23 protein-coding genes are annotated in these 22,161 nt (G+C 71.0%); 10 read left to right on the top strand and 13 right to left on the bottom strand.

Translation table 11 applies throughout. The annotated features are described in order from the left end of the window. Window positions 1-4: 4 nt before the first annotated feature. From kdpA to AC1ROY_RS24230, 9 genes are all read right to left on the bottom strand, one after another. Window positions 5-1,699 (bottom strand): potassium-transporting ATPase subunit KdpA, encoded by a 1,695-nt coding sequence (kdpA, locus tag AC1ROY_RS24190; RefSeq protein WP_493151466.1) that lies wholly within the window; start codon window positions 1,697-1,699, stop codon window positions 5-7. Window positions 1,700-1,701: 2 nt separating this feature from the next. After that, entirely contained in the window at window positions 1,702-1,791 is a 90-nt protein-coding gene (gene kdpF / locus AC1ROY_RS24195) for a K(+)-transporting ATPase subunit F (protein WP_131548786.1), read from the bottom strand. Between the two features lie 215 nt (window positions 1,792-2,006). Next, a complete protein-coding gene (locus AC1ROY_RS24200) occupies window positions 2,007-2,975 on the bottom strand; it encodes a Bug family tripartite tricarboxylate transporter substrate binding protein (protein WP_493151467.1) in 969 nt (322 codons plus the stop codon). After that, a complete protein-coding gene (locus tag AC1ROY_RS24205) occupies window positions 2,972-3,868 on the bottom strand; it encodes an NAD(P)-dependent oxidoreductase (protein ID WP_493151468.1) in 897 nt (298 codons plus the stop codon). The genes AC1ROY_RS24200 and AC1ROY_RS24205 overlap by 4 nt, the downstream gene beginning before the upstream one ends. A gap of 120 nt (window positions 3,869-3,988) precedes the next feature. Then, on the bottom strand, window positions 3,989-5,008 hold the full coding sequence (locus AC1ROY_RS24210) for a LacI family DNA-binding transcriptional regulator (RefSeq protein WP_493151469.1): 1,020 nt from the start codon (window positions 5,006-5,008) through the stop codon (window positions 3,989-3,991). After that, window positions 5,008-5,772, bottom strand: a complete 765-nt coding sequence (locus tag AC1ROY_RS24215; RefSeq protein ID WP_493151470.1) for an SDR family oxidoreductase — start codon at window positions 5,770-5,772, stop codon at window positions 5,008-5,010. The genes AC1ROY_RS24210 and AC1ROY_RS24215 overlap by 1 nt, the downstream gene beginning before the upstream one ends. Then, window positions 5,773-6,729: a Bug family tripartite tricarboxylate transporter substrate binding protein gene (locus AC1ROY_RS24220; RefSeq protein ID WP_493151471.1), complete on the bottom strand. Its 957-nt coding sequence runs from the start codon at window positions 6,727-6,729 to the stop codon at window positions 5,773-5,775. It abuts the gene before it with no gap. A 39-nt stretch (window positions 6,730-6,768) separates the two neighbouring features. Beyond that, window positions 6,769-7,728 (bottom strand): Bug family tripartite tricarboxylate transporter substrate binding protein, encoded by a 960-nt coding sequence (locus tag AC1ROY_RS24225; RefSeq protein ID WP_493151472.1) that lies wholly within the window; start codon window positions 7,726-7,728, stop codon window positions 6,769-6,771. Between the two features lie 34 nt (window positions 7,729-7,762). Further along, complete coding sequence (locus AC1ROY_RS24230; RefSeq protein WP_493151473.1) at window positions 7,763-8,554, bottom strand: SDR family NAD(P)-dependent oxidoreductase; 792 nt, start codon at window positions 8,552-8,554, stop codon at window positions 7,763-7,765. A gap of 148 nt (window positions 8,555-8,702) precedes the next feature. Between AC1ROY_RS24230 and AC1ROY_RS24235 the strand changes: the two genes are divergently transcribed. From AC1ROY_RS24235 to AC1ROY_RS24250, 4 genes are read left to right on the top strand one after another with little or no spacing between them, the layout of a single operon-like run. Continuing rightward, entirely contained in the window at window positions 8,703-9,677 is a 975-nt protein-coding gene (locus AC1ROY_RS24235) for a Bug family tripartite tricarboxylate transporter substrate binding protein (RefSeq protein WP_493151474.1), read from the top strand. A gap of 10 nt (window positions 9,678-9,687) precedes the next feature. After that, window positions 9,688-11,025: an MmgE/PrpD family protein gene (locus tag AC1ROY_RS24240; RefSeq protein WP_493151475.1), complete on the top strand. Its 1,338-nt coding sequence runs from the start codon at window positions 9,688-9,690 to the stop codon at window positions 11,023-11,025. A gap of 11 nt (window positions 11,026-11,036) precedes the next feature. Continuing rightward, complete coding sequence (locus AC1ROY_RS24245) at window positions 11,037-11,840, top strand: N-acyl homoserine lactonase family protein (RefSeq protein WP_493151476.1); 804 nt, start codon at window positions 11,037-11,039, stop codon at window positions 11,838-11,840. 59 nt (window positions 11,841-11,899) lie between these two features. After that, entirely contained in the window at window positions 11,900-12,859 is a 960-nt protein-coding gene (locus AC1ROY_RS24250) for a Bug family tripartite tricarboxylate transporter substrate binding protein (protein ID WP_493151477.1), read from the top strand. Here the strand turns inward: AC1ROY_RS24250 and modC are convergent, their stop codons facing one another. From modC to AC1ROY_RS24270, 4 genes are all read right to left on the bottom strand, one after another. After that, complete coding sequence (gene modC / locus AC1ROY_RS24255) at window positions 12,860-13,960, bottom strand: molybdenum ABC transporter ATP-binding protein (RefSeq protein WP_493151478.1); 1,101 nt, start codon at window positions 13,958-13,960, stop codon at window positions 12,860-12,862. A gap of 91 nt (window positions 13,961-14,051) precedes the next feature. Further along, the gene (modB, locus tag AC1ROY_RS24260) at window positions 14,052-14,747 is read right to left on the bottom strand and encodes a molybdate ABC transporter permease subunit (protein ID WP_493151479.1); all 696 of its coding nucleotides are present in this window, start codon (window positions 14,745-14,747) and stop codon (window positions 14,052-14,054) included. Between the two features lie 154 nt (window positions 14,748-14,901). Beyond that, window positions 14,902-15,657: a sulfite exporter TauE/SafE family protein gene (locus tag AC1ROY_RS24265; protein WP_493151480.1), complete on the bottom strand. Its 756-nt coding sequence runs from the start codon at window positions 15,655-15,657 to the stop codon at window positions 14,902-14,904. Next, window positions 15,654-15,821: a DUF3553 domain-containing protein gene (locus tag AC1ROY_RS24270; protein ID WP_493151481.1), complete on the bottom strand. Its 168-nt coding sequence runs from the start codon at window positions 15,819-15,821 to the stop codon at window positions 15,654-15,656. Before AC1ROY_RS24270 ends, AC1ROY_RS24265 begins: the two co-directional genes overlap by 4 nt. 223 nt (window positions 15,822-16,044) lie before the next feature. Between AC1ROY_RS24270 and AC1ROY_RS24275 the strand changes: the two genes are divergently transcribed. The 6 genes from AC1ROY_RS24275 to AC1ROY_RS24300 all read left to right on the top strand — a co-directional run bounded on the left by AC1ROY_RS24275 (window position 16,045) and on the right by AC1ROY_RS24300 (window position 22,135). Continuing rightward, window positions 16,045-16,659: a histidine phosphotransferase family protein gene (locus tag AC1ROY_RS24275; RefSeq protein ID WP_493151482.1), complete on the top strand. Its 615-nt coding sequence runs from the start codon at window positions 16,045-16,047 to the stop codon at window positions 16,657-16,659. A 124-nt stretch (window positions 16,660-16,783) separates the two neighbouring features. Continuing rightward, window positions 16,784-19,333 (top strand): hybrid sensor histidine kinase/response regulator, encoded by a 2,550-nt coding sequence (locus tag AC1ROY_RS24280; protein WP_493151483.1) that lies wholly within the window; start codon window positions 16,784-16,786, stop codon window positions 19,331-19,333. A 15-nt stretch (window positions 19,334-19,348) separates the two neighbouring features. Beyond that, window positions 19,349-19,837 (top strand): chemotaxis protein CheW, encoded by a 489-nt coding sequence (locus tag AC1ROY_RS24285; RefSeq protein WP_493151484.1) that lies wholly within the window; start codon window positions 19,349-19,351, stop codon window positions 19,835-19,837. 11 nt (window positions 19,838-19,848) lie between these two features. Beyond that, a complete protein-coding gene (locus tag AC1ROY_RS24290) occupies window positions 19,849-20,226 on the top strand; it encodes a response regulator (RefSeq protein ID WP_493151485.1) in 378 nt (125 codons plus the stop codon). Beyond that, the gene (cheB, locus tag AC1ROY_RS24295; RefSeq protein ID WP_493151486.1) at window positions 20,223-21,302 is read left to right on the top strand and encodes a chemotaxis-specific protein-glutamate methyltransferase CheB; all 1,080 of its coding nucleotides are present in this window, start codon (window positions 20,223-20,225) and stop codon (window positions 21,300-21,302) included. Before AC1ROY_RS24290 ends, cheB begins: the two co-directional genes overlap by 4 nt. Continuing rightward, window positions 21,299-22,135 carry a CheR family methyltransferase gene (locus tag AC1ROY_RS24300; protein WP_493151487.1) on the top strand — a complete coding sequence of 279 codons (837 nt, stop codon included), beginning with the start codon at window positions 21,299-21,301 and terminating at the stop codon, window positions 22,133-22,135. Before cheB ends, AC1ROY_RS24300 begins: the two co-directional genes overlap by 4 nt. Window positions 22,136-22,161: the final 26 nt, after the last annotated feature.

Genomic DNA, 22,161 nt, shown 5'->3' on the forward strand with positions numbered 1-22,161 from the left:
TCTCTCAGAAGGTGGTGCCGGCGAGCATCGCGAAATGCTCAGCGATCGGACCGAGGGCGAGGGCGGGCAGGTACTGCAGCCCGCCGAGGATCAGGATCACGCCCGCCAGCAGGCCGGCGAAGAGCGGGCCATGGGTGGGCAGCGTGCCCGGGCCTTCCGGCGTGCGCGGCTTGGCCGCCAGGCTGCCGGCAATGGCGAGCACGGGGATCACGTAGCCGAAGCGGCCGAGCGCCATGGCGATGCCGAGCGTCGTGTCGAGCCAGGGCGTGTCCGCCGTCAGCCCGCCGAAGGCCGAGCCGTTGTTGCCCGCCGCCGAGGTGTAGGCGTAGAGCATCTCGGTCAGGCCGTGCGGGCCGGCATTCGCCAGCGAGGACGAGCCGATGGCGATGTTCAGCGCGACGGCCGAGAAGCCCAGGATCACCGCCGGCAGCACGAGCACCGCCAGCATGGCGAGCTTCACCTCGCGCGCCTGCACCTTCTTGCCAAGATATTCGGGCGTGCGCCCGACCATCAGGCCGGCCACGAAGACGCTGAGCAGCGCGAAGACCACCATGCCGTAGAGGCCCGAGCCCACGCCGCCCGGCACGATCTCGCCGAGCTGGATGAGGAAGAGCGGGATGGCGCCGCCCAGGGGCGTGAAGCTGTCGAACATCGCGTTGACAGCGCCGCAGGAGGCGCCGGTGGTGGTGGCCGTGAAGAGCGCCACGAGCGCGTTGCCGAAGCGGACGTCCTTGCCCTCCATGTTGCCGAGATCCGGCGCCACGCCGGCCGCGATGTGCAGCGGGTTGCCGCCGGCCTCGGCCGCGTAGATGCCGAGCGTTGCGACGAGCACGAAGCCCACCATCACGGCGAGCAGAGCGCGGCCCTGCCGGCGGTCGCCGACGATGCGGCCGAAGGCGAGGCAGAGCCCGAAGGGAATCGCCACCTGCAGGATGATCTGGAAGGCTGTGGCCAGCGCCGAGGGCCCCTCGAAGGGGTGCAGCGAGTTCACGCCGAAAAAGCCGCCGCCATTGGTGCCCAGATGCTTGATGGCGAGCTGGAAGCCGACGGGGCCGAGCGGGATGGTCTGCTCCGCGCCGCCGAGCGTGGCCGCGGCGGCGCTGGCGTCCAGCGTCTGCGGCACGCCCATCGCGATGAAGGCGAAGGCCGCGACGAGGGAGACCGGCAGCAGGATGTAGAGCGTGACGCGCGTCATGTCCGCCCAGAAATTGCCGAGCTGCTGCAGCCCGCCGCGCGCGAAGGCCCGCGCCACCGCGAAGGCCAGCGCGATGCCGGTCGCGGCGGAGAGGAAATTCTGCACGGCGAGGCCGGCCATCTGGCTGAAGTGCGACATCGCCGCCTCGCCGGAATAGGCCTGCCAGTTGGTGTTGGTGACGAAGGAGATCGCCGTGTTGAAGGCCAGGAAGGGCGGGATCGCGGCGAAGCCCTGCGGGTTCAGCGGCAGCACGTCCTGCAGGCGCAGGATCATGTAGAGCAGCGCGAAGCCGCCCGCGTTGAAGGCCAGCATGGCGAGGAGGTAGCGCTGCCAGCTCTGGCCCGCGGGGTCCACGCCCGCGGCGCGCAGCAGCGCGCTGTCGAATTTGGAGAGGACACCGAGGCGCCCCTCCGCGATGGCGGCGAGCCATCTGCCGACGGGCACCGCCGCGATCACGGCGATGCCCAGCACGAGCGCGATCTGCGCCCAGCCGTTGAAGGTCATGTTCAGAGGCTTTCAGGCCGCAGCAGGGCCCAGAGGAGATAGACGAGCAGGCCGAATGCGACGGCGCCGCCGAGCCACAGTTCGAGCGTCATGGTCACACGCGCTCGCAGGCATGAACGTAGAGGGCGAGCACGGCGAAGAGGCCGAGCCCGCCCGGGAGAAGCAGGATGTCGAGCATGGCTGTCCCTATGGGTTCAGGGTGCAGACCATGCCGCCGCGGCGCGTAGCGCCGCGATATGGAAGGCGGGGCCGTCGTGTAAGTGCGACGTAAGGGGTGCGCCTGATCCGTGGACCAGGCACCCGAGGCTCAGTCGATCTTGATGTCCAGGGCGCGGATCGGCTCCTCCCACCGCGCCCGGTCCTCGGCGATGAAACGGGCGAAGGCCTCGGGCGTATTGGTGGCGAGCACCGCGGCCTGCGTGCGGAACACCTCCATCACGGCCGGCACGCGGGTCGCTTCGGCGATGGACTGGGCCAGCTTGTTGGCCGCCTCCATCGGCGTGCGCGCCGGCGCCAGCAGGCCGAACCAATTGCCGCCCTCGACCGAGACGCCGGCCTCGCGCAGCGTCGGCACGTCGGGCATCAGCGGCACGCGCTCCGCCGAGGAGACCACGAGCACCTTCACGCGCCCGTCGCGCGAAGCGGCCTCGGCGCCGCCGGCGGTGAGGAACATGCTGTCCACCTGGCCGGCGATGACCGCCGTGATGCCCGGCGCCTGGCCGGTGAAGGGCGCGTGCAGCGCCTCCAGATTGGCGGAGCGGAGCAGCAGCTCCATCGTCAGGTGCGAGGTGCTGCCAACGCCCCAGGAGGCGAAGCTGACCCGGCCCGGCTGCGCGCGGACCTTCGCCATGAAGCCGGCGAGGTCGTTGACACCCATGGCCTGGTTCACCGCCAGCGCGAAGGGAGCGCGGGCGAAGAGGCTGACGGGCTGGAAGTCCGCGGGGTTGTAGGCGAGACGGCGATAGACCAGCGGGTTGATCGCATGCGTCTCGGCATTGCCGAGGATGAGCGTGTGCCCGTCCGGGGCGGAGCGCGCGACGAATTCCGTGCCCAGCGCGCCGGTCGCGCCCGGGCGGTTCTCCACGACGATGGGCTGGCCGAGCGAGGTCTGCATGGGCTGCGCGAGCGCCCGCATGACCACGTCGGCGAAGGCGCCCGGCGGCCAGGGCACGATGACGCGCACGGGCCGATCCGGGAAGGCGGCCAGCGCCGGCGTGGCGAGCGCGGTCGTGCCGGTCAGCGCCAGCAGCGCGCGGCGGTTGATATTCGTGTTCATGATTTCTTGATCTCCACCCCTGCCCAGTTTTCCAGGATCTTCGCGACCGACGTGAAGTCGCTTTCCTTGCCGTAGGTGGCGGCGGTGACGCCCAGCATCTGGAGCACGGCGCTGCCGACCACCATCGGGACACCCATCCCCTCGGCCTCGCTTACGCAGAGGCCGACATCCTTCATCGAGAGCCCCGTGGTGAAGCCGAAATCGAAGGTGCGGGGGATGACGGCGCGCGGGAACTTGTCCTGCGTGGCGGAGTTGCGGCCGCTGCTGGCATTGATCACCTCGCACATCAGCGCGGGATCGAGCCCGGCCTTCACGCCCATGGCGATCGCTTCAGACGAGGCGACGAGCGCCGTGGCGGCCAGCATGTTGTTGCAGAGCTTCATCACCTGCGCCGAGCCCGGCTTCTCGCCGCAGAAGAACGGCTTGCCGAAGACCTTCAGCACCGGCTCCAGCGCGTCGTATTCGCCGCGGGGGCCGGAGACCATGAGCGCCAGCGTGCCGGCGGCCGCGCCGGATTTTCCGCCGCTCACCGGGCAGTCGAAGACGGAGCGGCCGGCCTCGGCGAAGCCGGCGGCGACCTCGCCGGCGATGCGCGGGCCGGTGGTCGAGAGGTCCACGAAGCAGCGGGCGCGCTGGCCGGCGATCACGCCGTCCGGGCCGAGCGCCACGTCGCGCAGGATGGCGGGGGTGGGCAGGCTGGCGAAGACGAGGTCCGCGCGGTCGCCGACCTCGCGCGGGCTGGCCGCCTCGGTGGCGCCCTTCGCGACGAGCTCGGCGACGATGCTGGCCACGCGGTCGCAGACGACGACCTTGTGGCCGGCCTCGAGCAGGCGCGCCGCCATGCGGCTGCCCATCTGGCCGAGGCCGATGAAACCCAGAACCTGGTCCGCCACTCGCGGTCCTCCCTTTAGCGATACCCTGGACGAGACGGCCATTCACGCAGCCTGGCGCCGCATGTTCAGCCCTCAAATGATACCGATACCATAATCACGACGCTTTTCCTGTCCAGCCCGTCACGTGCTGCCGCGATGGATGATCTCGAAGCGCAGATCCACTGCCACGGCGGCCGAAGAGCGGCCCTGGATGCGGTCCAGCAGCACCTCCGCGCTGCGCCGGCCGATCTCCAGCCGTGGCAGCTTCAGTGTGGTGACGGGCGGCACGAGATGGCCGAGCAGGTCGAAATTGTCGAAGGCCGCGATGGCGACCTTACCCGGCACCGGCCAGCCGCGCCGCGCGCATTCCAGCGAGGCGCCCATGGCCAGCACGTCGCCGGCGAAGAAGATCGCGTCGGGATTGCCGCCGCCCTCGACGAGCCGCAGCAGCGCCTCGGCGCCGGAGGCGAGGCCGGGCGGCATCTCCAGCATCAACCGCGGGTCGAAGCCCTGGCCCAGCTCCTCCAGCGCCGCCTTGTAGCCCCGCTGGCGGTCGCGGCTGCGCTGGTTCGCGGCCGCGGGCAGGCTGACGAAGCCGATGCGCTTGTAGCCGAGCCGTGCGAGATGCTGCGTCATGGCCTTCGACGCGTCGTGATTGGAGTAGCTCACCACCATGTCGAGCGGCTCGGGCGTCAGCGTGCCGTTCTCCACCACCGGCACGCCGGAGCGGCGGATCATGTTCACGGCGTCGGGCGTGTGCGTCGTGTCGTGCAGGATGAGTCCGGCCACGCGCTGCTCCAGGAAGGCGCGGATCGCCGCCTCCTCCGCCTCCGGGCTATAGGCGGAATCCGCGATCATGAGCTGATGGTCGTGCCGCCGCAGCACGTCGGAGATGCCCTGGATGGTGCTGGCGAAGAGCGAGTTCTCGATGCTCGGCACCACCAGCCCGATCACCTTGGAGCGGCTGGAGGAGAGGCTTCCCGCCACCTTGTTCGGAACGTAGCCGACGGCGCTCACCGCCTCGGCCACCCGCGCGCGCACGTCGGGCGAGACCTTGCTGGGATCCATCAGCGCGCGCGAGACGGTCATGGTCGACACCTGCGCGACGCGCGCCACGTCGCGCATGCGCACGGCGCCCTTGCGGGTGTCGTCGAGTGCCATCAGACGGCGCGCACCCAGCCGCCATCCACATCCAGGATGGAGCCCTGGATGTAGCTGGCGCCAGGTCCGGCGAGGAAGGCGACGACCTCGGCGATCTCCTCCGGCTCGCCGAAGCGCGCGACGCCGGTGTCGGCGGCCAGCGCGGCGGCGGCCTGCTCGGTGTCGAGGCCGCGTTCCTCCATCACCGTCGCGATGCGGCCGGTGAGGCGGTCGGTGCGGATGCTGCCCGGGTTCACGCAGTTCACGCGCACGCCGTCCTGCACGCCGCGATCGGCCATGGCCTTGGTGAAGTTCATCAGCGCGGCGTTGACCGAGCCGCCGATGGTGAAGTCCGCGCTGGTGACGCGGCCGCCGACGCCGGCGATCAGCACGGCATTGCCCTGCGCCTTTACCAGATGCGGCCAGGCCGCGCGCAGCAATCGCACGGCGCCGAAGAGCTTCAACGCGTAGCCGTCTTCCCAGGCGTCATCACCCAGCTTGAGGAAATCGCCGCGCTGTGTGGCGCCCGCGCTATGCGCGAAGATATCGAGCCGGCCCAGCCGCGCGACCGTCTCCTCCACGGCCATCGCCGCCGAATCCGCGTCGCGCAGGTCGGCGGCGATCGCGATCGCGCCGCGCAGCTTCGCCGCCTCCTCGTGCAGCGCCTCGGCCGATCGCGCGACCAGCGCCACCTGCGCGCCGGCGGCCGCCAGCCGCCTCGCGATCGCGAGCCCGATGCCGCGGCTCGCGCCGCTGACCAGCGCGACCTTTCCCGTCAGTGCCATCTATTCCATCCGGATGTCGGCGGCGCGCACCACGCGGCCGATCTTGTCCACCTCCTCGCGCATGAAGCGCGAGAAATCGTCGGCGCTGCCGGCCACGACCTCGGCGCCCATGTCGAGCAGGCGCGCCCGCTCGGCGGGCTGCGTGACGATGCTGTTCAGCCCCGCATTCAGCCGCTCGACGATGGGCTGCGGGATGCCGGCGGGGCCGACGAAGGCGTACCACTCGTCGATCACCACGCTGGGCAGGCCGGATTCGGCGATGGTCGGCACATTCGGCAGATAGGGCGCACGCTGGGCCGAGGTCACCGCGATCGCCCGGAGCTGGCCATCGCGCACATAGGGCAGGGTGGAGCTGGCATTGCCGAACATGAGGTTGAGATGGCCGCTGATCAGGTCCGTCAGCGCCGGCCCGCCGCCGCGATAGGGCACGTGCACCATGTCCACGCCCGCGGCCAGCGCGAACATCGCGCCGGCGATGTGCACGGAGGTGCCGATGCCGGGCGAGCCATAGGTGAGGCCGGGGTTGCGCTTCGCGTGCTCGACCAGGTCGCTCACCGTGCGGATCGGCGAGGACATGGGCACCACCAGGATATCCGCCACGCGGGCCAGCAGCTGGATCGGCGTGAGGTCGCGCAGCGCATCATAGGGCTGGCGCGAGATCAGCGTGGAGGAGATGACCGTGCTGATCACCATGCCGAAGGTGTGCCCATCCGGCTGCGCGCGCGCGATCTCGACGGTGCCGATGGCGCCCGAGGCCCCGCTGCGGTTCTCGACCACCACGGGCTGGCCGAAGACCTCGGACATCTTCGGCTGGAGCTGGCGCGCCAGGATGTCGGTGGTGCCGCCGGGCGGGAAGGTCACGACAAGCCGGATGGGCCGGGAGGGAAAGCTTTGCGCCAAGGCGAGGGAAGGTGCCGCGAGCACCAGCCCGCCGCCCAGGAGATCGCGTCTTCTCATATTCTGTGTATTTCCCCTCGTTGCCGGCCTTCCTGGCCGTCATTCCATTCGGATCTGCGCTTCGCGTACCACGCGGCCGATCTTCTCGACATCCTCGGCCATGAAGCTGGCGCATTCCTCGGGCGAGCCGCCCACCACCTCGACGCCCAGGTCGAGCAGCCGCGCCCGCTCGGCGGGCTGGCCGACGATGCTCATCAGCGCCGAGTTCAGCTTTTCGGCCACCGGCGCCGGCATGCCCGCGGGCCCGAGGCAGGCGTACCACTCGTCGATGGCGAAGCCGGGCAGGCCGGATTCCGCGATGGTCGGGACGTCCGGCAGGTAGGGCGCGCGCTGCGCCGAGGTGACGGCGATGGCCCGGAGCTGGCCCTCCCGCACATAGGGCAGGGTGGAGCCGGCATTGCCGAACATGAGCTGGATATGGCCGGCCACCAGGTCCGCCGTGGCCGGCCCGCCGCCGCGATAGGGCGCGTGCACCATGTCCACGCCGGCCATGAGCTTGAACATCTCGCCCGAGATGTGCACGGCCGAGCCGAAGCCGGGCGAACCGAAGGTCAGCGCGCCGGGGCGCCGCTTCGCCATGTCGATGAGGTCCTGCACCGAGCGGATCGGCGAGGCGGCGGGCACGGCGAGGATGTTCGCCACGCGCGCGATCAGCAGCAGCGGCGTGAAGTCGCGCAGCGGATCATAGGGCTGCCGCGTGAGCAGCGCGGCCGAGATCACCGTGCTCGTCACCATGCCGAAGACGTGGCCGTCATTGGGCGCGCGGGCGATCTCCGTCGCGCCGATGGCGCCCGAGGCGCCGCCCCGGTTCTCGACCACGACCGGCTGGCCCAGCGCGGCGGAGAGCGGCGGCTGGAGCTGGCGCGCGAGGATGTCGGTCGTGCCGCCGGGCGGCCAGGTCACGATCAGCCGCACGGGCCGCGAGGGAAAGGTCTGGGCCGAGGCGATGGCCGGCATCGCCAGCGCCAGCCCGGCGCCTAGGACGTCACGTCTTTTCATTGTTGTTGTCCTCCCTGTTTTTGTTGTTCTTATTCTAGCTGGCCGACCAGCCCCCATCCATCGGGATCACGGCGCCGGTGATGTCGCATCCGGCCTGGCTGCAGAGCAGCGCGGCCATGGCGCCGATGGCCTCGGCCGTGACGAAGCGGCCCGTGGGTTGCTTGCCCGCCAGGAAATGCGCGCTGGCGGCGGCCTGGTCGATGCCGGCGGATTCCATGGTCGCGCGGATTCGGCCCTCGATGTTCGGGGTCAGCGTGGAGCCGGCACAGATGGCGTTGCAGGTGACGCCGCTCTGCGCCGTCTCGAGCGCGACGGCGCGGGTCAGGCCGATCAGCGCGGTCTTGGTGGTGACGTAGCCGACGCGGCCGGTGGCGCCGATGAGCCCGTAGATCGAGGACATGTTGACGATGCGCCCCCAGCCGCGCGCCTTCATGCCCGGCAGCGCGAGGCGGCAGAGGTGGAAGGGGGCAGAGAGATTGACCGCGATGTCCTTCTCCCAATCCCCTCGCGCCATCTCCTCGACGAGGCCGAAATGCCGGATGGCGGCGTTGTTCACGAGGATGTCGACGGGGCCGAGGCGCGCCATCATCGCCTCGATGCTTTCGGGGTCGGCGAGGTCCGTGGCGTCGAAGCGCGCCTTCACGCCATGTTCAGCGATGCCGGCCAGGGCGGGCGCGGCCTCATCGGCGGTGGCGAGGCCGTGCAGGACGATGTCGCAGCCTGCCACGGCCAGGGCCGAGGCGACCGCATGGCCGATGCCGCCGACGGAGCCCGTGACGAGGGCGACGCGGCCGCGCAACCCTCCCTCGGCGCGCTGAGGCGCCATTTCTGTGACCGATACCATCTCCGGAAACTAGTCTGTGCCGGGGCTTTGCGGCAAGGGCAGCTCGGCCGGGTTTACGGAGTATCGCGCCTGCGTTACCGATATCACCAACGTCGCGGCCCGAGCCCGCGCGCTTTCGGGAAGGACATTCATGCTCGTCTCACGCCGATCGCTGGCCCTGGGCGCCGCGGTGCTTGCCACGCCTGCGCCCCTTTCTTCAGCCTGGGCGCAATCCTGGCCGCAACGCCCTGTGCGCCTCATCGTCCCCTATGCGCCCGGCGGCGGCACCGATGTCTTCGCGCGCGCCTTGGCCGAAGGGCTGCGGCCGCTGCTGGGCCAGCCCGTGCTGGTCGAGAACCGCGCCGGCGCCAGCGGCATCGTGGGCTCCGAGGTGGTGGTGCGGGCCGATCCGGACGGGCAGGTCTTCCTCGTGGACACTGGCAGCCACTCGCTCAACCCCTATGTGGCGCCAAGCCTGCCCTACAACACGCAGCGTGACTTCACGCCGGTCTCGCTGCTCTCGCGCTTCCCCATGCTGCTGGCGGCCGGCGCGATGCAGCCCTTCAGGACGGCGATGGCGCTCGTGGAGGCGGCGAAGGCCGCGCCCGCCACCATCGGCTTCGGCACCACGGACGCGGCGATCTCCTATGCCGGGAACCTCTTCACGCGGCTGGCCGGCATCCAGATGGTGGAGGTCTCCTATCGCGGCGCCGGTCCCATGCTGAACGACCTCATTGCGGGCCACCTGCCGACGAGCTGGAACAGCACCGTCGCCGCCCTGCCGCATATCCAGTCCGGGCGTGTCCGCGCGCTCGGCGTCTCGACGAAGGAGCGGACGGCGCTGATGCCCGACGTGCCGACGCTCGCGGAGGCCGGGATCGCCGGCTACGAGTTCGCCGGCTGGTACGGCATGCTGGGCCCCGCGAACCTGCCCGCGCCCATCGCCGCGCGGATGGGCTCCGCCATCGAGGAGGCGCTGCGCGATCCCGGCATCCGCCAGCGGCTGCTGGGCATCGGCGCCGACCTCAAGCCGCTGGGGCCGGACGAGTTCCGCACCTTCCTGCGGGAGGAGGACGAGCGCTGGTCACGCGCCTCGCGCGAGGGTTTGATCGTTCGCGCGCAATAGGAATCGCCAGATGACCAAGAGCCATGCCGCCGAGATCCTCGGCCGTTTCGTCGCGGATTCCCGCTGGGAGGAGATCGCGCCTGCGCTGCGGCAGGAGGCGAAGCGCTCCATCCTGAACAACCTGGGCTGCGGGCTCGGCGTCGCGAAGGACCCCGCGGTGACGACGGCGCTGGCCGTGATGCGCAACTTTTCCGGCGTGCCGGTCGCTACGGTGATCGGACAGGGCGTGAAGCTCGACCCGATGGCGGCGTCCTTCGTGAACGCCATCGCCTGCAACCTGCTGGACTATGACGACACGCATCTGCAGACGGTGATCCACCCGACCGCGCCCGTCGCGCCCGCACTGCTCGCCCTGGCCGAGCAGCGCGGCTTCTCGGGCGCCGAGGTGCTGCACGCCTTCCTGCTGGGCGGGGAGGTGGAGTGCCGGATCGGCAACGCCGTCTCTCCGGGGCATTATGCACGCGGCTGGCACATCACCGCCTCCTGCGGCGTCTTCGGCGCTGCGGCCGGCTGCGCGAAGCTGCTGGGGCTGTCGGCGGAGCAGACGGCGCATGCCATCGGCATCGCGGCCTCGGAGGCCGCGGGGCTCGTTGAGAACCTGCCGACGGCGGCGAAGAATGTCGGCGTCGGCAATGCGCCGCGCAACGGCATCCTGGCCGCGCTGCTGGCCGAGCAGGGCTACAAGGCGGCGCCGGCCTCCATCGAGGGGCCGCTCGGCTTTGCGCGCGCCACGGGCGACTCGCCGGACCTGGCGCAGATCACCGAGGGCCTCGGCACCCGCTGGGAGATCGGGCGGAACACCTACAAGCCCTATCCGGCCGGCATCGTCTTCCATGCCGTCATCGACGCCTGCCTCGCGCTGCGTGAGGAGCTGGGCGCCGCGCCGGATGCCATCGCCTCCGTCACCGTCGCCGGCGACGCCCTGCTGCTGGCGCGTGGCGACCGCGTGGTGAACAACGAGCGCGACGCGCGCGTGAGCATCCATCACAGCGCCGCGCTCGGCCTGGTGCGCGGCCGGGCCGGCGTCGCGGATTTCGAGATGCCCGCGGTGACCGATCCGGCGCTGGCCGCCTTCCGGTCCAAGGTTGCGGCGAAGCTGGACGAATCCCTGCCGCGCGGCGCCACGACGGTGACGCTGCGCCTCGCCGATGGCCGCGAGTTCCAGCGGACCGTCCTCCATCCGCGCGGCAGCTTCGAGCGGCCGATGAGCGATGCGGAGCTGGAAGAAAAATTCCGCGACAATGCCGGCATCGGCGGCTTCGCCGACCGCGCGGACGCCGCCATCGCCGCCCTCTGGGCCCTGGACGAGGCGCCTGGCGTGGGCAGGCTCATGGAAACGCTGGCCTAGGAGGAATGCCGATGAACTGGGAAGTCTTCGCCCTGCGCTACGCGCAGCACGAGCGGCAGGCGCAGGAGTGCTTCCTGCTCCCCGTGCCCGACCCGCACGAAGCCATGCCGATGGACTACTACGTCTGGGCCATACGCGCGCCCGACGGCCGCACCATCGTGATCGATGCCGGCTTCGACGAGGCCTCGGGCATGCGCCGCGGCCGCAAGCTGCTGCGCCCGGTCGCCGACTGCCTGCTTGCCGCCGGCATCGATCCCGCCGCCGTCGACGAGGTGGTCATCACCCATCTGCACTACGATCACGCCGGCAACCTCGACATCTTCCCCAAGGCCTTCTTCCACCTGCAGGAGCGGGAGATGGCCTTCGCGACCGGCAAGCACATGTGCTCGGCCTGCATCCGGCTGCCCTTCGAGGTGGAGCACGTAGTGTCCATGGTCCGCGCCCTCTATGCCGAGCGCGTGCGCTTCCACGACGGCGACGCCGAGATCGCGCCGGGCGTCACGCTGCACCGCGTCGGCGGCCATTCGGACGGGCTGCAGATGGTGCGCGTGCAGACGAAGCGCGGGCCGGTGGTGCTCGCCTCGGACGCCAGCCATTATTTCGCGAACATGGAGCGCGAGAACCCGTTCCCCATCGTCTTCGACCTGGGCGCGATGGTGCAGGGCTGGCGCCGGGCCCGCGCGCTGGCGGGCGGCGACGAATCCCTGGTCGTCCCCGGCCACGATCCGCTGCTGCGGAAGATGTATCCCGCGCTGCCTGGCTCCGACGGCGAGGTCCTGATCCTTCACGAGCCGCCACGGCCCGCGAAAGACTGACTTCCGGAACGTCCCGCGCTGCGCCATGTTTGTCGGAGCAGACAAATGGACAGCGTGCCATGCGCCGTCGCGAGTTCGCTCTCCTGCCGCCCCTGGCCGCGGCGGCGCCGGCCGGGGCACAGACCTACCCCATCCAGGCGATCCGCTGGGTGGTGCCCTATCCGCCTGGCTTCACCACCAACATCTCGCGCATCATCGGCGACGACATGGCGCGGCGGCTCGGCCAGCCGATCATCTACGAGAATCGCTCCGGCGCCACGGGCGTCCTCGGCTCGGACCACGTCGCGAAGTCGCGGCCGGATGGCTACACGCTGCTGATGGCGACCCAGGCCTCGCACACGGTGCTGCCGAACCTGATGCCGAACTTCCCCTATGATCCAGTGCGGGATTTCGCGGCGATCGGCACCATGGCGATCTTCCCCAACGTGCTCGTCGTCCGGCCCGAGCTCGGGCCGCGCGATGTGGCGGAGCTGCTGGCGCTCGCGCGCGGCCGGCCCGCCGGGTTGACCTACGGCTCCAGCGGCAACGGCTCCTCCATCCACATGGTGACCGAGGCGTTGGCGCTCGCCGCCGGCGTGCGGCTCGTCCATGTGCCCTATCGCGGCGCGACGGCGGCGCAGACCGATCTTCTCGCCGGCCATCTGGACCTGATGATCGACAACCTGCCCAACGCCATGCCGATGATCCTGGCTGGAAGGCTGCTCGCGCTGGCGACCGCGACGGAGGAGCGCACGCCGCAGCTTTCCGAGGTGCCGACGTTCGGCGAGCTCGGCCTTCCCGGCGTCGTGATGGAGGCCTGGATCGGCCTGATGGCGCCGGCCGGCACGCCCTTTCCTTACGTCGCGCGGCTCAACGGCGAGCTGAACAACACGCTGGGGACGATCGAGGTGCTCGACCGGCTGCTGGGGCTGGGCGCGATCCCGATCCTGGGGACACCGGAGGAATTTTCGGCGCGGCTCGCCGCCGACCTCGCCCGCTTTCGGGACTTTTTGCCTCGCGCGCGGATTCGGCTGGACTGATCAGCCGCCGCGGGCGTGGTCGAAGGTCACGGACTTGATCATCGCCCAGAGGGCGACGCCCGGCGCGAGCCCCAGGCGCTCCAGGGCATCACGCGTGACGCGGGCGAGCAGCGCGGTCTCGCCGATCGCGAGGTGGAGAAAAACCTCGTGCGGCGATCCCGCGGGCGCGATGGAGCGCAGCACCGCGGGCAGCACGTTCTGCATCGAGATTCCCTCCGGCGGCGCGAGCGCCACCGACACGTCGCGCGCGCGCAGCCGCAGGCGGAGGCGCGTGCCGACCGGCTCGGAATGCAGCGGTGCGAGGAGGCTGCCGCCGGCGAAATCGAAGCGCGTCAGGCCGCGCGCCGTGTCATGTGCCGCGATGGCACAGGGGATCAACACGCCGGCGTCGCGCCGCGCAGCGAGCGGCAGGTCGGTGCGGGCTGTCAGCTCCTCGACGGTCCCGGCGGCGAGCACCCGGCCGGCCTCCATCAGCACGAGCCGGTCGGCCAGTGCGTCCACCTCGTCCAGCGCGTGGGTGACGTAGAGGATGGGCAGCCGTGCCGCCTCGCGCAGCCGGGCGAGGAAGGGGAGGATCTCGGCGCGCCGGGTGGCGTCCAGCGCGGCCAGGGGCTCGTCCATCAGCAGCAGCCGCGGCCGCATGAGCAGCGCGCGGCCGAGCGCCACGCGCTGGCGCTCGCCGCCGGAGAGGCGGGCGGGTCGACGGTCCAGCAGCGCCTCGATGCCGAGCAGCGCCAGCACCTCGTCGAAGCCCGGGCCGGTGGCGCCGGAGGGCGCGCGGCGCATCCCGTAGCGCAGGTTGCTCGCCACGCTCATATGCGGGAAGAGCCTTGCCTCCTGGAAGACCAGGCCGCAGCGGCGGTGCTCCGGCGGGACCATGATGCCGCTGTTGGTGTCGAGCAGCGGCTCGCCGTCGAGAAGGATGCGGCCCTCCTGCGGCCTCAGGAGCCCGGCGACGGCGTTCAGGACGGTGCTCTTGCCGCAGCCGGAGGGGCCGAACAGCGCCGTCACACCCTCCGGCGCGGCGGTGAAGGCGGCGTCGAGCGTGAAGCCGCCGAAGCCGTGCCGCAGCGCGACGTCTAGGCCACGATGCGCTCGCATGCGCTCACTCATCATGGCCTGGCCGCCTTTGTTCCTGGCGCGTGATTCAGGCCTGCGGCGCCTTCGCGCCTCCGGTCGTCACGCTTCAGCATCAGAAGCGCCCCAGCAGCCGGTGCATGCGCCGCGCGATGAGCTCGGCCAGCATCAGGCCGCACATGGCCAGCGTGAAGGAGACGAGCGCGAGCCTCGCTGCCGTCGCCTCGCCGCCGGCGGTCTGGGTGGCGGCGTAGATCGCGAGCGGCAGGGTCTGCGTCTCGCCGGGAATGTTGGACGCGAAGGTGATGACGGCGCCGAACTCGCCGAGCCCGGCGGCGAAGGCCGTGACCGCGCCGGCCAGGATGCCCGGCGACATCAGTGGCAGGGTGACGGTGAGGAAGCGGTCGATCGGCCGCGCGCCCAGCGTGCTCGCTGCGGCCTCGAGCCTCGGGTCCACCTGCTCCAGCCCGAGCCGCACCGCGCGCACGATCAGCGGGAAGGACATGACGGCGGTGGCAAGCGCCGCGCCCTCGGTGGTGAAGACCAGGCGGATGCCGAACCACTCCATCAGCGGCGCGCCGATGGGCCCGCGCACGCCGAAAAGCAGCAGCAGCGCCCAGCCCACCACCACCGGCGGCACGACCAGCGGCAGGTGCACGAAGGCGTCGAGCAGGAAGCGGCCGGGGAAGCGCCCGCGTGTCAGGAGCCAGGCGATGCCGATCGCGGGCAGCAGCGAGACCAGCACGGAGCGGGAGGCGACATCGAGGCTGAGGCGGACCGCCTGCCATTCCTCGGCGCTGAGCTGGATCATGCCGCCGTTATAGTCGGGCAAAAATATCGAGAGCAAGGCGTTCCCGGCCAGCGTTCCGGCCGCACAGCGGCCGGCGCCGCCCACTCCGCTTCCCGGCCTGGCGCGCCAGTGGCGCGGCGAAGGCAAGGCCGCGGCCGCCCGCCGTCTGAGGGCATCAAACGAGCAACGCGAAGCTTCCGCTGGCGAGCAGCACGGCCAGCGCGAAGGGCTTGTAGAGGCGGATCGGGATCACGTGGAACAGCCCGGTCCCGATCCGGACGCAGAGGATCTGCACCGGCAGGATCCAGACCAGCTTCGCCAGCACGGCCAGGGTGAACAGCCCGCCCAGGGCCGGCCCCAGCACGGAGACGATGGCGATCAGCCCAAAAAAGAGGATCAGGTTCGCGCGGTGCTGCCGCGCCTCCTCGGGACCGGAGAGGAGGTAGAGGATCACCGGCGGGCCGCTCATGCCCGTGGCGCCCTTCAGCAGGCCCGCGGAGGTGCCGACGGCGAGGTTCAGCGGCAGCGGCCGGCTGCCGTGATACCGCCAGCCCGACATCAGCAGCGCGCCGAAGACCAGCACGAAGCCGCCGATGAAGCGGCGCAGCAGGTCCGGATCGGCCGAGAGCAGGACGAAGGTGCCGATAGGCGTCGCCAGGCAGGCGGCACCGCCGATCGGCAGGATCACGCGGCGGTCGGCGTCCTTGAAGGCGCGCGGCAGGAGCTGCAGCGAGATCACCAGCTCCATGAGCAGCACCACGGGCACGCCGTTGCGCGGCTCCCAGAGCGCCGAATAGACGGGGGCGAGGATGATCGCGGTGCCGAAGCCGGCATAGCCGCGCATCAGTCCGGCGATGGCGGTGGCGAGGAGGGCAGCCCAGAGCTGCCAGCTGCCCGGCAGCGCCAGGACCGTGGCGAGAAAATCGCTCAATCCTCGACCTGCTCCAGCGTGACCACCGCGAGGTTCAGCAGCAGCTTTCCGGCGTGCTCGAAATTCACCGTGACGCGGTTGCCGATGACCGACTGCACCTGGCCGAGGCCCCAATCCGGCCGGTCGGGGTGGCGCACGCGCATCCCCGGCTCGATCTCGCTCACCCCTGGCTTCCTCCGTTTCCCGATCCTTTGAACTGCAATCGGCGGGCGGAGGGAAGATGCCCGCGGGCGCCGGGCGGCGCATAAGCTGTCCAGGGAGCTAAAGAATCCGGCAACCATCGCGGGGCTAGGAGGGAATGGCACGGTCGCAAGGTGCCGGCCGGAAATCTGGCCCGGATCTTGCGCTGGAATGCGTTGCTTGGGCCGCCCTCCGGAGCCCGTCCAGATGAGAGAGAACCAGTTCATGTCGACCGACCCGCGCCTCGCGGAGCTGCTTGCCTCACGGATCTGCCACGACCTGGGATCGCCGGTCGCCAGCATCACCGCCCTGTTGCCCCAGGCCGCCGACCCCGCGGCGCACGAGATCCTGACCGAGACCACGGAGGAGCTGGGGGCGCGGCTGAAGCTCTTCTCCGCGGCCTTCGGCTCCAGCGACGAGCTGGCCTGGGGCGAGCTCGCGCCGCTGCTGCTGGGCGCGCCCATGGCCCATCGCGTGCGGTTCGACATGGCGGCGGCCGCGGCGCAGCTCCAGCCTGGCCGCGTCCGGCTGGTGCTTTCGGCCGCGCTGCTGGCCGCGGAGGCGCTGCCGCGCGGCGGGATCGTGCGGATCTCGCGCGATCCCGGCGGTTCCGTGGCGCTGCTGCCCGAGGGGCGCGACGCCGAATGGTCGCCGACGCTGATCCAGCTTCTCTCCGGCGGCAGTATGGAGATGGCGATCGCCGAAGGGCCGCGTCGCGTGCTGGCGCCCTGGGTCGTGGCCCAGGCGGAGGCCGAGGGTGTCGAGCTTGGCCTGGCCCTTTCGGCCGGAGTGGCCATCCCGCCGTTGCTGATGGGGGGCTGATTCTCGCCCCGCATTGCAAATTGCGGCGCGAATTCCGGCGCCGCCTTTACTCTTTCTTCGGAACCCGCGGCCCATCCTGCGAGACGACGCCCCCGATCGGGCGACGTATTCGAAGGGACCGCCGATGGACGACCTGCTCGCCGATTTCCTGACCGAAACGAACGAGGGGCTCGCCAGCCTGGACGCCGCGCTGCTGCAGCTGGAGCGGAATCCCTCGAACAGCGCGGTCCTGTCGGAGGTCTTCCGGACGGTCCATACGATCAAGGGCACCTGCGGCTTCCTGGGCCTGCCGCGTCTCGAGGGCGTCGCGCATGCCGCCGAGAACGTGCTGGGCCTCTGGCGCGACGGCACCCTGGCGGTGACGCAGGGTGGCATCACGCTGATCCTGTCCGCGGCGGATCGGATCAAGCAGATCGTCGCCGGGCTGGAGGCGACGGGCAGCGAGCCCACCGGCGACGACGCGCCGCTGAAGGCCGCCCTGGACGCCGCGGCCGCCGGCGAGGCGCCGAAGGAAGCGGCGCCCACCCCCGCCGTCGCGGCGCTGGCGCCCGTGGTCCCGGAGGTGCCGGCCGTCGTCGAGGCTCCCGCCGCGCCGCAGCCCGAAGCCGCGCCGGAGGTGACCGCCGGCGGCGGCAACGCACCGCAGACCATCCGCGTCGCGGTGGATGTGCTGGAGGACCTGATGGTCCTGGTCAGCGAGCTGGTGCTGACGCGCAACCAGCTCCTGCAGCTCGCCCGCTCCGAGGAGAATGCGGCCTTCGCCGTGCCGCTGCAGCGCCTGTCGCAGATCACCTCGGACCTGCAGGACGGCGTGATGAAGACGCGCATGCAGCCGATCGGCAATGCCTGGGCCAAGCTGCCGCGGCTGGTGCGCGACCTCTCCAACGATCTCGGCAAGCGCATCGAGCTCGACATGCGCGGCGCGGACACCGAGCTGGACCGCCAGGTGATGGAGCTCATCAAGGATCCGCTGACGCACATGGTCCGTAACAGCGCGGATCATGGGCTGGAGACGCCCGAGCAGCGCCGCGCCGCCGGCAAGGGCGAGACCGGGCGCATCCTGCTCAACGCCTTCCACGAGGGCGGTCACATCGTGCTGGAGATCGGCGACGATGGGCGCGGGCTGAACACGGAGCGGATCAAGGCCAAGGTCGTGTCGCAGGGCCTCGCGACGGAGGCGGAGCTTGCCACGATGAACGAGCGCGAGATCCACCGCTTCATCTTCCGGGCTGGCTTCTCGACGGCGGCCGAGGTGACCTCGGTCTCCGGCCGCGGCGTCGGCATGGATGTGGTGAAGACCAATATCGAGCGCATCGGCGGCATCGTGGACCTCCGCTCGCGCGAGCACCGCGGCACCACCTTCACCATCAAGATTCCGCTGACCCTGGCCATCGCCGCGGCGCTCATCGTGGAGGCGGGCGGCGAGCGCTTCGCCATCCCGCAGGCCGGCGTCCTGGAGCTGGTGCGCGTGGGCCCGGGCGACGGGCCGAAGGTGGAACTGATCAAGGAGGCGCCGGTGATGCGCCTGCGCGACCAGCTCCTGCCACTCATCCCGCTGAAGCGGCTGCTGCGCCTCGAGACGGAGACGGACGAGCCCGACGCCGAGAGCTTCGTGGTGGTGACGCAGGTGGGCTCGCAGCTCTTCGGCATCGTGGTGGACCGGGTCTTCGACACGGAGGAGATCGTGGTGAAGCCGGTGGCGCCGATCCTGCGGCACATCACCATGTTCTCCGGCAACACGATCCTCGGCGACGGCAGCGTGATCATGATCCTCGACCCCAACGGGATCGCCCGAGCGACCGGCCTCGGCGTCGAGACCGCCTCGGACAATGCCGCGATGCAGGCGCAGGGCCAGAGCAGCCGCGGGCTGAGCCGCAACACCTCGCTGCTGCTTTTCCGGGCCGGGGAGGGCGCGCCCAAGGCGGTGCCGCTCTCGCTCGTCGCCCGGCTGGAGAACCTGGAGATCGGGCGCATCGAGCAGGCGGGTGACAGCCTCGTGGTGCAGTACCGCGACAGCCTGATGCCGCTCGTGCCCCTGCACGGCTTCATGGCCCTGCCCGAATCCGGCAGCCAGGCGGTGCTCGTCTTCGGCGACGGCGAGCGGTCCATGGGCCTGATGGTGGACGAGATCCTCGACGTGGTGGACGCCTCGCTCGACATGGACGCGGCCGGCGTCCGCCCCGGCTTCCTCGGCAGCTGCGTCGTGGCCGGCAAGGTGACGGAGATCCTGGACACGGCCTTCTGGCTCAAGCAGGGCCAGGCGGACTGGTTCGAGCCGATGGCGGCCGGCGGCGGCCGGCCGAGCGTGCTGGTCGTCGAGGACAGCGACTTCTTCCGCAACCTCATCGTCCCCTCGGTGATCGCCGCGGGCTACGACGTCACGACCGTCGGCCATGGCCGGGAGGCGCTGCGCCTGCGCGACGCGGGCGAGGTCTTCGACGTGATCGTCTCCGACATCAACATGCCCGAGCTGGACGGCTTCGGCCTGGCCCGCGCGGTGCGTGAGGGCGGCATCTGGGCCGACCTGCCGATGATCGCGCTCTCCGGCCGGTCGGAGCCGCGCGACGTGGAGCGCGGCCGCGCGGCCGGCTTCAGCGACTACATCGCCAAATTCGACCGCGAGGCCCTGCTTCTCAGCCTGCGGCAGTGCCTGCAGCCGGCCCTCGCGCGCTGATCAAGGAAGCCATCCATGAACGCCACCCAGACCTCCAGGACCGAGTCCCGTGCCGCGGCCGGCGCCTTCAGCGCCGACGCGGCCGGCATGATGCTGACGCTGACCGTCGCGGGCCAGCTCTGCGGCGTCCCCGTCCTCTCCGTGCGCGACGTGCTCGGCGTGCAGGTGATCACCCGGATTCCCCTGGCGCCGCGCGAGGTGGCGGGCAGCCTCAACCTGCGCGGCCGGATCGTGACGGCAGTGGAGCTGCGCAGCCGCCTCGGATTGCCGCCGCGCGAGGCCGGCAAGGGGGCGATGTCCGTGGTGGTCGAGGTCGGTGGCGAGCTCTACAGCCTGCTGGCGGACCAGGTGGGCGAGGTGCTTTCGCTCAATGCCGAGGAGCGGTCGCCCAACCCGCCGACGCTGGACGCCTCCTGGCGCGAGTTCTCGCTCGGCGTGCATCGCCAGGGCGACAAGCTTCTGGTCCTGCTCGACGTCGAGCGGCTGCTGGCGCTCGGGGCCTGAGGGAGCGTCCGATGTCCAACGGCACCTGCCTCGTGGTGGATGACAGCGGCGTGGTGCGCAAGGTCGCGCGCCGCATCCTGGAGCGGCACGGCTTTGTCGTGCGAGAGGCGGAAGACGGCCAGCAGGCGCTCGACGCCTGCCGCAGCGAGATGCCGCGTGCCGTCCTGCTCGACCGCAACATGCCGGTGCTGGATGGCATAGGCTTCCTCCGCGCGCTGCGGGCGGAATTCGGGCCGGATGATCCGGTGGTGGTGATGTGCACGACGGAATCGGGTGCCGAGCGGATCCTCGAAGGGTTGGAGGCCGGCGCGCAGGAATATGTGATGAAGCCATTCGACGAGGAGATTCTCTGCGGCAAGCTGGCGCAGGTCGGATTGCTGGCCGCATGAGCATCATCCCGCCCCCCAAGCTGCGGGTGATGCTGTGCGACGACAGTTCCACAGTGCGCTCAGCGCTCGGGCGGCTGCTGGAATCCGATCCGGGCATCCAGATCGTGGCGCGTGTCGGCGACGGCGCGCAGGCGCTGGCGGCGCTGGACAACTCCTCGCCGTTGGAGCGCGCGCAGGTCGTGCTGCTGGACCTCGAGATGCCTGTCATGGATGGGATGACGGCGCTGCCGCTGATCCTGAAGCGCGAGCCGCGGCCTGTCGTCATCGTCGCCAGCGCGCTGACCCAGCGCGGCGCCGGCGCGACCATGGCCGCGTTGCGCGCCGGGGCCTCGGACTACATCCCCAAGCCGGGGGCCGCGGGCGGCGGGCTGGCCGATCCGCATTTCCGCGGCGAGCTGCTGGCCAAGGTGAAGGGCTGGGCGCGGCTCCGGCAGAAGCCGGCCGCGGTGCCGGCGCGGCCGCCGGTCATGGCAGCGCGCCCTCCGGCGCGGGGCGCCCTGCCGAAGGTCGTCTGCATCGGCAGCTCCACAGGGGGGCCGCAGGCGCTGGCGGCGCTGGTGCGGCGGCTGCCGCGGCAGATCGCGGTGCCGATGGTGATCGTGCAGCACATGCCCCGGGGCTTCACCGCGATGCTCGCGCAGCATCTCGACACGCTCGGCGGGCCGCGCGTGACCGAGGCCCGGGAGGGCGATGTGCTGGAAGCCGGACGCATCTTCCTGGCGCCCGGGGACCGGCATCTCCTGGCGAAGGTCGACGGTGACCAGGTCTCGCTGCATCTTTCCGACGCGCCGCCGGAGAATTTCTGCCGGCCAGCCGTGGACCCCACGCTGCGCAGCCTCGTCGCCGCCTATGGGCGCTCGGTGCAGGCCGTGATTCTCACGGGGATGGGGCATGATGGGCTCGCGGGCTGCCGTGCCGTCGTGCAGGCGGGCGGCCTGGCCTGGGCGCAGGACGAGGCGTCCTCCGTGGTCTGGGGCATGCCGGGCGCCGTCGCGCGCGCCGGCCTCGCCGCCGAGCAGGGCACGCCCGAATCGCTGGGCGACGCCCTCGCCGGCTTGTGCGGGAGGCGCAATTGATCGCTTCGACCTTCGAGTTCCTTGCAGGCATCGTAAAGTCGCGGTCCGGCGGCATTATCGGGCCCGATCAGCACTACATGCTGGAGACACGGCTCGCGCCACTGCTGAAGCGCGAGGCCATGCGCGATCTCGACGCGCTCGCGGCCCGGCTGAAGGCGCCGCGCGGCGATGCGCTGGCGCAGGAGATGACCGAGCTCCTCACCACCAACGAGAGCAGCTTCTTCCGGGACGGCCGCCCCTTCGAGCATCTGCGGGTGCTGCTGCCGGCGCTGCACGCGGTGCGCCCGGCGGGGCAGCCGTTGCGCATCTGGTCGGCGGCCTGCTCGACGGGGCAGGAGGCCTATTCCATCGCGATCATCCTGGCCGAGCTGGGGGATGCCGATCCGGGCTTCCGGACGCGGCGGGTGGAGATCCTCGGCACGGACATCACCGCGGCCGTGCTGGAGCGCGCGCGCGCCGGAATCTTCACCCAGTTCGAGGTGCAGCGCGGCATGCCCATCCGCACGCTGATGAAGCGCTTCACGCAGGAGGAGGGACGCTGGCGCATCCGGCCGGAGGTCGCGGCGCCCTGCCGCTTCGAGAAGGCCAACCTGTTGGGCGACCTGCGCGGCCTCGGTCGCTTCGACGTGATCTTCTGCCGCAACGTGCTTATCTATTTCGACGTGCCGACCAAGGCGCGCGTGCTGCGCGGCCTGGCGCAGCAGCTGGCGGCCGACGGCTCGCTCTATCTCGGCGCGGCGGAGACGGCGATCGGCATCACCAACGTGCTGGCGGCGCGCGGGGCGGAGCGCGGCGTCTATGGCCTGGCGGAGCCGCAGCGCCTCTCGGCTTGAGAGGCAGCGGCGCCGCGCGCAGGATG

Source organism: Roseococcus sp. GW821-FHT12F05, assembly GCF_058806835.1.

Coding starts and splice junctions, on each gene's coding strand:
- kdpA (WP_493151466.1), bottom strand. CDS start 1,699: ATGACCTTCAACGGCTGGGCGCAGATCGCGCTCGTGCTGGGCATCGCC.
- kdpF (WP_131548786.1), bottom strand. CDS start 1,791: ATGACGCTCGAACTGTGGCTCGGCGGCGCCGTCGCATTCGGCCTGCTC.
- AC1ROY_RS24200 (WP_493151467.1), bottom strand. CDS start 2,975: ATGAACACGAATATCAACCGCCGCGCGCTGCTGGCGCTGACCGGCACG.
- AC1ROY_RS24210 (WP_493151469.1), bottom strand. CDS start 5,008: ATGGCACTCGACGACACCCGCAAGGGCGCCGTGCGCATGCGCGACGTG.
- AC1ROY_RS24215 (WP_493151470.1), bottom strand. CDS start 5,772: ATGGCACTGACGGGAAAGGTCGCGCTGGTCAGCGGCGCGAGCCGCGGC.
- AC1ROY_RS24220 (WP_493151471.1), bottom strand. CDS start 6,729: ATGAGAAGACGCGATCTCCTGGGCGGCGGGCTGGTGCTCGCGGCACCT.
- AC1ROY_RS24225 (WP_493151472.1), bottom strand. CDS start 7,728: ATGAAAAGACGTGACGTCCTAGGCGCCGGGCTGGCGCTGGCGATGCCG.
- AC1ROY_RS24230 (WP_493151473.1), bottom strand. CDS start 8,554: ATGGCGCCTCAGCGCGCCGAGGGAGGGTTGCGCGGCCGCGTCGCCCTC.
- AC1ROY_RS24235 (WP_493151474.1), top strand. CDS start 8,703: ATGCTCGTCTCACGCCGATCGCTGGCCCTGGGCGCCGCGGTGCTTGCC.
- AC1ROY_RS24240 (WP_493151475.1), top strand. CDS start 9,688: ATGACCAAGAGCCATGCCGCCGAGATCCTCGGCCGTTTCGTCGCGGAT.
- AC1ROY_RS24245 (WP_493151476.1), top strand. CDS start 11,037: ATGAACTGGGAAGTCTTCGCCCTGCGCTACGCGCAGCACGAGCGGCAG.
- AC1ROY_RS24250 (WP_493151477.1), top strand. CDS start 11,900: ATGCGCCGTCGCGAGTTCGCTCTCCTGCCGCCCCTGGCCGCGGCGGCG.
- modC (WP_493151478.1), bottom strand. CDS start 13,960: ATGCGAGCGCATCGTGGCCTAGACGTCGCGCTGCGGCACGGCTTCGGC.
- modB (WP_493151479.1), bottom strand. CDS start 14,747: ATGATCCAGCTCAGCGCCGAGGAATGGCAGGCGGTCCGCCTCAGCCTC.
- AC1ROY_RS24275 (WP_493151482.1), top strand. CDS start 16,045: ATGAGAGAGAACCAGTTCATGTCGACCGACCCGCGCCTCGCGGAGCTG.
- AC1ROY_RS24280 (WP_493151483.1), top strand. CDS start 16,784: ATGGACGACCTGCTCGCCGATTTCCTGACCGAAACGAACGAGGGGCTC.
- AC1ROY_RS24285 (WP_493151484.1), top strand. CDS start 19,349: ATGAACGCCACCCAGACCTCCAGGACCGAGTCCCGTGCCGCGGCCGGC.
- AC1ROY_RS24290 (WP_493151485.1), top strand. CDS start 19,849: ATGTCCAACGGCACCTGCCTCGTGGTGGATGACAGCGGCGTGGTGCGC.
- cheB (WP_493151486.1), top strand. CDS start 20,223: ATGAGCATCATCCCGCCCCCCAAGCTGCGGGTGATGCTGTGCGACGAC.